Origin of the sequence: uncultured Corynebacterium sp. (genome assembly GCF_937999985.1) — a bacterium.
Taxonomy (GTDB): Bacteria; Actinomycetota; Actinomycetes; order Mycobacteriales; family Mycobacteriaceae; genus Corynebacterium.
Window position 1 is genome coordinate 1 of the sequence record NZ_CALLDG010000209.1, and the last position, 7,714, is coordinate 7,714.

Here is a 7,714-nt window from a genome sequence, read left to right on the forward strand (position 1 = left end):
GTGGGATTAACGATTCCATCCTTAAATCCCAGGTGGTTGCGCTGTGTGCCACTCGGCCGGGGCGGGTTCTGGTAACCGGATTGGCGCCACCGCACCGCCATCGCCCCGCGCGTGTGCCGCAGAATGTCGCGCAGTGCGTGCATCGCCGTATCCCGGTTGTGCGCGCAGATCTGTAGCACCAGGTCGCCGTGGCACTGCGCGGGATCTAGCGAATCATCCGAGAAGGCCTTCATGGTCTTGAGGTGCTTTGGCTTCTTGGCCTTCAACCCGAAGCGATCGTCGAACAGCGTTGCGCCCGCCCCTAGCGTGATCGTCAGCCCGTCCACCGGCACGTCCTCGCCCAGCTCCCCGGAATCCGTTGCCGGATACGCAATCCCATCAGGAGCGGCCGGACCCCCGGTGGTCAGCACGCGCGCTCGTTCGGTGATTGTCTGCAGCAACTCCTTTAGCTCCTCGCGCTTTTCAACCAGCACGTCCAAACCACAGATGATTAGTTCTTTTTGCGGTGGCGTAATCACGCCCTGCTGGTGTTTGCCCTCAAATGGATAGTCGGGTAGCTCGTCGCTGCCGTCGTTTTCTTCGGCGGTGGCGCCGGTTTTTGCAAGGGTCGTGACGCCACCCACTCCAGCCAGCCCCAGCATTCCGCCGAGCATGGTGCGCCTCGAAACCCGGGCGCCTGCGGGGCGGTTCTCCTGCTCGCCGTGGTCATCTGCGGTGGCACGGGAATGAAAAGGACAGTTCACTACATCCTCCTGATCACAGTCATCGTCGCCAGCGGGGCAAGCAGCTCGTTCAGCTTCCCAATGGCCGCTCCCAGCTCTCGCTGATCGGCCTGTTCCCACGCGGTGAAGGGCTTTTTTCCGTCGTATTTGGCGGCCATCTTCTTGGCTACCGCGTCCGTTCGATCCAGCTGCTTGTCGAGTTCGCGCAGGTCCGCCCCGCGGTCTTCTACCAGTTCGCGCAGCGGATCGAGGGTAGAGCGGGTGGAGTAGAGTGCGGCCCGCACCGCGCTGCCCGTGATGTGGGCGCCGAAGTCGTTATGGCTCTTGAGGTCGAAGCGCTCGACCTCCTCGGTGACCTCGTGTGTTCGCAGGCCGTAATTGGGTGCGAAGATCGCAAAATGCTCGGTGCCGTCCGCCACTTCGTGGACGTTTTCGTTCAGATTCTCGGCTGGGTCGAGCAGATCGCCCATGGACTCGCCGTGCCACAGTCCCCACTCCAGCCGGTGGTAGCCCGAAAGATCCTTGGCCTGATTGCCGTTGGCCTTCGAACTGGTGCCGAAGTCCGCGATGTCATCCACCGGCCCCGGCCACTCGTGGTTGGAATCATCTAGCCTGCGGTAGGCCAGGTAAGCCGTCTTCCAGGCTTCTTTGGCGGCTGCGCGGTCGCCGGAACGCACGGCGCGCAACAGCGCGTCGTCCTTGGAAATCCACTCGCGCACCTGGGGTTTTTGTGCACGCGCGTGGGCGATGGATACGTCCGTGACCTCTTTGTCCGTGATCGGTTTCATCCTGGGGGCGTCACGAAGAGAAGAATCGGTGACCTTAAACTCGTCGCTAGAGATCGCCTTTTTACCCTGGAAGACGCAGGTCAGGTGGTATGTGCCGTCGGTCAGCTTCACGGACCAGGAGCGGGTGGCGGAACTGCCGACGCGCTCTAGAGTTTGGTAGGCGAAACCCTCCTGGTCGGCGACGTAAACCGTGGTGGAGGCGTCCGCGGTGTTGGTCACTCGGATGTGGTTGAGGTCGCCGCGCAGATCGCCGGGGGAGGGGCAGGCGCGTCGGCTCTTGATGTGAATGTCGGCGTCAGCGTAAACGTCGGTATCGCCGGAACCATCGGCAGCGTTTGTGCCGTTGCCGCCAGTGCCGTTGTCGCTATTCTCGCTAGAGCAGCCGGATAGCAGCAATGCACTCGCCGAGACAGAGGCCACGGCGAGGGCTGCGACAACCCGGGCGGGCTGCCGCCGCGGGCGGGGTCGATCCGATGATTCAGGGGAGGTCATGGCTGGTACCGATGGTGGCTAATAATGGCGCCTATTAGTTCTAGCTCTCGGATCCGCCCTTGCGGTTGGAGATCCAGGTGAGGAAGCCCAACACGATTACGGCCACCGCGCCCATGCCCAGCCAGGCGCCCAGGTGGTTGGAGTCGTTGGACTCGCCCGCAGCGTTGTTCTTGCCGTTAGAGGCTGCGGCGTTCTGCACGTCCTTCTCCGTGACCTTCGGGTCGTTCATGCCCTCGGCGACGTCCTTCAGCTTCTCGCCCGCGCGGTCGCTGTCATCCACCCGCTCGATGGAGTCGTAGTCTTTGGCGACGGTGCCATCGGTCTCGTTGAGGAACAGCTTCTCCGCGCTGGCATTGTCGAAGTCGAACATGTTGTCCAGCTTGCCCGCGCGGTTATCGAAGCTGTGCTCGCTGAGGCGGCCCAGCTCCCAGTTGTCCTGGATGAACTTCGTCACCGAGGTCTGCTCGGTGTAGGTGTTATCCACGTGGTTGACCTTAGAGTACGGGGAAATAACCAGCATGGGCTGGCGGGTGCCCGGGCCACACTGGCCGTCCGCGTCGTCGGCCACGCCGACCTTCTTGGCAGCGTCGGTGCAGATCTTGGAATCGATCGGCTTACCGGTTTCCTCCAGCTTGGTCGTGTCGTTGGAGCCATTCAGAACCTTCGGGGCACGGTGGTCGTACCAGCCGTCGGAATCGTCGTAGGCGATGACGATGGCGGTGGAATCCCACTGATCAGAGTTCTGGATCTCGTTGATGTAGTGGGTCATGAAGGCCTGCTCGTCCAGCGGGTTGGAGTAGCCCGCGTGGCCGTCCTGGTAGTTGGAGGCCTTCAGGTAGCTCACGGCCGGCAGGTTGTTGTTCTCCAGGGCGGTATCGAAATCCTGCAGGTCGTACTGGTGGTTCGCCTGGTCGGACTTACCGATCATGTCCGGGCTGCTGGGCTCCAGGTGGTGCGGGTTGGCGGTGGATGCGAAGTATTGGAACGGCTGGTGGTGCGGGTTGTAGTCTGTCTTCTCCTGGCCGGTCAGGGTCTTGTGGGTAGCGCCACAACGAGCACGGGAATCGTCCGTAGCCTTCTCCGTCGGGCGGAAGCCACCCTGGAACCAGCCCCAGGTGATGTCCTTCTCATTCAGCTGGTCGCCGATGTTCTTGTTGTGCAGCGCAGCCACCTCGTCGGTCTTGGAAGAGGAGCTGTTGGAGCAGTCATCGTACAGCGGATCCGGGTCGCCCACGACGGTGACGGTCTTGCCGTCCTTAGATACTCCGGCGAACTCGTTAGACTCACCCGGTGTGATCTTCACCTGCTCGCCGTTCGACGGATCGTGGATGGTGGCGCCGGCGACGGTAGCGCCCACCAGGTTCAGCGCGCCGGGGGTCGACGGGCCGAAGATGGTGGAGTAGCTGTTGTCGTTCATGGCGTAGTGCTGCGCGTAGTTCCACAGACCCGTGACGGTGTTGCCGTCGTAGTAGCCCATGGTCATACCCGGGCGGGCGTATAGACCCTCGTTTTCCTTATCCACGTCGGTGGAGACAGTCTCCGGGAACTTGTCCATCTTGCCGCCGTTAAAAGCCTCCTGCAGCGCGGAGTACTCGTGGTTCTGATCCACGGTGACGGCCTGATCCGAACCTAGGCGGAAAGGCTTGACGGAGTTGGGGTTGTTCTTACCCAGCAGATCCTCGCTAGCCAGGTTGTTGACCTTCGGGGTGCCCTTCTTTGCCTTAAACTTCGGCGCATCCTGGTCGTTAGACTGCAGCTTCTCGCCGTCCTTGTTCGCGGCCTTGGGGTAGGTGGCGAAGTAGTGGTCGAAGGAGATGTTCTCGCTGTAGATGACGACGACGTGCTCGATGGGAGTCTTCGGCTTGGCCTGAGCGTCGTCGGCGGCGGCAACACCCATGCCGCCGGTGGCTGCGGCGACCAGCAGGGCGCTGGAGGCGGCCATCGACGCTACTTTGCGCAGGGCGGTAAAGGGCTTGGGAGAGTTCATTGTTTGGGCTTCCTCTTGCGATAGCGGTCAAAGCCACTAGTTGGCTATGGCTGCAATAGGGTCAGTGTTTGAACACTTCTGATCTAACTCCTGGTTCTGTGACCTCGCACGGCGAAGAGGGCGCATCTGCATGAGTTCAGCGGTTATTTACCCGTGCAACAACTCGAATTCACCTAACGGGGCGGGAAAGGTGGCGTCACAAAGCCTCCAAAGCGCAGGAAACCCGCAACAAGAGGGTAGAATGGATAGGTCTGAAGGCTAAACAGAAAGGCTTCTCAAAACAGTGAGCGACGACAACAACGGTAGCGACAACCTCTTCGATCGAGTCACACCGATCGATCTGCAGGAGGAAATGAAGTCCAGCTACATCGATTACGCCATGAGCGTGATCGTCGGACGCGCCCTGCCCGAAGTCCGTGACGGTCTGAAGCCCGTGCACCGACGCATCCTCTACGCGATGTTCGACAACGGCTACCGCCCCGAGCGCAGCTACGTGAAGTCCGCAAAGCCCGTCGCCGACACGATGGGTAACTACCACCCGCACGGCGATATCGCGATCTACGACACCCTTGTGCGCCTGGCTCAGCCGTGGTCCATGCGCTATCCGCTAGTCGACGGCCAGGGCAACTTCGGTTCCCGCGGTAACGACGGCGCGGCCGCCATGCGTTACACCGAGTGCCGCATGACGCCCCTGGCGATGGAGATGGTGCGCGACATCCGCGAGAACACCGTCGAGTTCCAGCCCAACTACGACGGCAAGACCACCGAGCCGACAGTGCTGCCGTCCCGCGTGCCGAACCTGCTGATGAACGGCTCCGGCGGCATTGCCGTGGGCATGGCCACGAACATCCCGCCGCACAACCTGAACGAGCTGGCGGAAGCCATTTACTGGCTGCTCGACAACCCGGATGCTGAGGAGGCCGACGCGCTGGAGGCCTGCATGGAGCGGGTAAAGGGACCGGACTTCCCGACCGCTGGGCTGATCGTCGGCGACAAGGGTATCCAGGACACCTACCGCACCGGCCGTGGCTCCATCCGCATGCGTGGCGTGACCAGCATCGAGGAAGAGGGCAACCGCCAGGTCATCATCATCACCGAGCTGCCCTACCAGGTGAACCCGGACAACCTGGTGGCCTCGATCGCGGAGCAGATCCGCGACGGCAAGATCGCCGGCATCTCCAAGATTGACGATGAGTCCTCCGACCGCGTGGGCATGCGCATCGTCATCACTCTGAAGCGCGACGCTGTGCCGCGCGTGGTGCTGAACAACCTGTACAAGCACTCCCAGCTGCAGACCAGCTTCGGCTCCAACATGCTGTCCATCGTGGACGGCGTGCCGCGTACCCTGCGCCTGGACCAGATGCTGCGCCACTACGTGGACCACCAGATCGACGTGATCGTGCGCCGCACCCAGTTCCGCCTAGACGAGGCCGAGAAGCGCGCCCACATCCTGCGCGGCCTGGTGAAGGCTCTGGACATGCTGGACGAGGTCATCGCCCTTATCCGTCGCTCCCCGACGGTGGACGAGGCCCGCACCGGCCTGATCGACCTGCTGGATGTCGACGAGGTGCAGGCCGACCACATTCTGGCTATGCAGCTACGCCGCCTGGCCGCGATGGAGCGCCAGAAGATCATTGACGAGTTGGCGGAGCTGGAAGAGACCATCGCCGACCTGAAGGCGATCCTGGAATCCCCGCAGCGCCAGCGCGACATCGTCCGCACCGAGCTGGCCGAGATCGTGGATAAATACGGCGACGAGCGCCGCACGCAGATCATCGCCGCTTCCGGCGACGTGTCCGAGGAAGACCTGATTGCCCGCGAGAACGTGGTCGTGACCATCACTTCCACCGGCTACGCGAAGCGCACGAAGGTGGATAGCTACCGTAGCCAGCGCCGCGGTGGCAAGGGCGTGCGCGGTGCCGAGTTGAAGCAGGACGACGTGGTGCGCCACTTCTTCGTCTGCTCGACGCACGACACGATCCTGTTCTTCACCAACTTCGGCCGCGTGTACCGCTTGCGCGCCTTCGAGCTGCCGGAGGCCACCCGTACGGCTCGCGGCCAGCACGTGGCTAACCTGCTGGAGTTCCAGCCGGGCGAGCAGATCGCCCAGGTCATCCAGATCCAATCCTACGAGGATGCCCCGTACCTGGTGCTGGCTACCGCTCACGGCCGGGTGAAGAAGTCCCGCCTGACGGACTACGACACTGCCCGTTCTGGCGGCCTGATTGCCATTAACTTGAACGAGGGCGATCGCCTGGTTGGTGCGCAGCTGTGCACCGCCGAGGATGACCTGCTGCTGGTTTCCGAGGAGGGCCAGGCCATGCGCTTCACCGCTGACGATGAGACGCTGCGCCCGATGGGCCGCGCTACCGCCGGTGTGAAGGGCATGCGCTTCCGCGAGGAGGACCAGTTGCTGGCGCTGACGGTCGTGGCTGAGGATTCTTCCCTGTTCGTGGCGACCTCTGGTGGCTACGGCAAGCGCACGCCGATGGAGGAATACCCGACGAAGGGCCGTGGCGGCCTGGGCGTGGTTGCGTTTAAGTATGACAAGAAGCGCGGCAAGCTGATCGGTGCGCTGACGGTCAACGATGATGACGAAATCCTGGCTATGACCTCCAACGGCGGCGTGATTCGCACCGAGGTCAGCCAGATCCGCCACAGCGGCCGCGCGACCATGGGCGTGCGCCTGGTGGACCTGGCAAAGGGCAACGAGCTGGTTGCCGTGGATCGCAACGTGGAGGAAGATGCAGAGGAATCTGCCGAGGCCACCGCGAAGGCGGAGACGGAATCCGAATAGGCCGGGTAACCCCCGGGCAGTCCGGGTAGGTCTGCAGGGTAAGCCTTGAACCGAAGTAGCCTGGCGGTCGATACCGCTAGGCTACTGTCGTAAAGGCACAAAAGAGCACAACCAAGCACAACCAAGCACGAACGAGTACTGAAGAGTACGCACAAGTACGGAGATGCGATGACGCACAAAACGCCCCCGCCGAACGCGAAGAACGCCAAGAACGCCAAGAACGCGAAAAATGCCAAAAACGCGAAGGCAACGGCGGAGAACGCTAAGAACGCTCCGGCGGAGCAGGCCAAGGCGCCGGTGCAAGATCAGGCTGCGGCGAAGAACCAGACCACCGCGAAAACTGGTGATAAGGCTGCCGAGGAGACCGGGCAGAAGGCTACCGTGAACGCCGACCAGAAAGCGCCCGAGACCAACGCGGCTACCCAGCCTGCCCAGCCTGCTCAGTCCGCCCAGCGCGACAACAAGCCCAACAAGCCCGGCAACCCGGCTAAGCGCGGCGTGCAGCGCACAATCACGTACATCGAGCCGATCAGTGCCCTGAAGATGGCCCTCATCTTCAACCTGGCGTTGTTTGCGGTGTGGTTTGTGGCTATGGCGCTGATCTACATCGTCCTCGGCGCTGCGGGCACGTGGGATCGTCTGGATTCGTTGATTGGTGACCTGACGGATTCCTCTGGCATGTCCGCCGGCATGTACTTCGGTGGTGTTGTGGCCATTGGCCTTTTCGAGGTCGTGCTCTTCACCCTTCTGGCGCCCGTCGCCGCGCTGATCTACAACGCCTCGTCGAGCATTCTGGGCGGTCTGCGCATCCAGCTGGATCGCTAGCTCTTTTGTTCTTTTTGACGCCCACTTTCCAGCTATAAAAACCGCAACTGACCAGGCGATTTGGTGATTGGCTGGATTGGTGGGTAATGTTTCTACTCGTTCG

5 protein-coding genes are annotated in these 7,714 nt (G+C 62.2%); 2 read left to right on the forward strand and 3 right to left on the reverse strand.

Annotated features, from left to right (window positions below):
• From Q0331_RS10445 to Q0331_RS10455, 3 genes are all read right to left on the reverse strand, one after another.
• Positions 1 to 743: Dyp-type peroxidase (locus Q0331_RS10445; protein ID WP_298076280.1), on the reverse strand; the 743-nt coding region annotated here is incomplete at its 3' end.
• On the reverse strand, positions 743 to 2,002 hold the full coding sequence (locus Q0331_RS10450; RefSeq protein WP_298076281.1) for an EfeM/EfeO family lipoprotein: 1,260 nt from the start codon (positions 2,000 to 2,002) through the stop codon (positions 743 to 745). The genes Q0331_RS10445 and Q0331_RS10450, both read right to left, overlap by 1 nt.
• A gap of 40 nt (positions 2,003 to 2,042) precedes the next feature.
• A complete protein-coding gene (locus Q0331_RS10455; protein WP_298076282.1) occupies positions 2,043 to 3,989 on the reverse strand; it encodes an alkaline phosphatase family protein in 1,947 nt (648 codons plus the stop codon).
• A 283-nt stretch (positions 3,990 to 4,272) separates the two neighbouring features.
• Here Q0331_RS10455 and gyrA point away from each other — a divergent pair, with 283 nt between their 5' ends.
• On the forward strand, positions 4,273 to 6,786 hold the full coding sequence (gene gyrA, locus Q0331_RS10460) for a DNA gyrase subunit A (RefSeq protein WP_298076283.1): 2,514 nt from the start codon (positions 4,273 to 4,275) through the stop codon (positions 6,784 to 6,786).
• A gap of 168 nt (positions 6,787 to 6,954) precedes the next feature.
• The gene (locus Q0331_RS10465) at positions 6,955 to 7,611 is read left to right on the forward strand and encodes a DUF3566 domain-containing protein (RefSeq protein WP_298076284.1); all 657 of its coding nucleotides are present in this window, start codon (positions 6,955 to 6,957) and stop codon (positions 7,609 to 7,611) included.
• Positions 7,612 to 7,714: the final 103 nt, after the last annotated feature.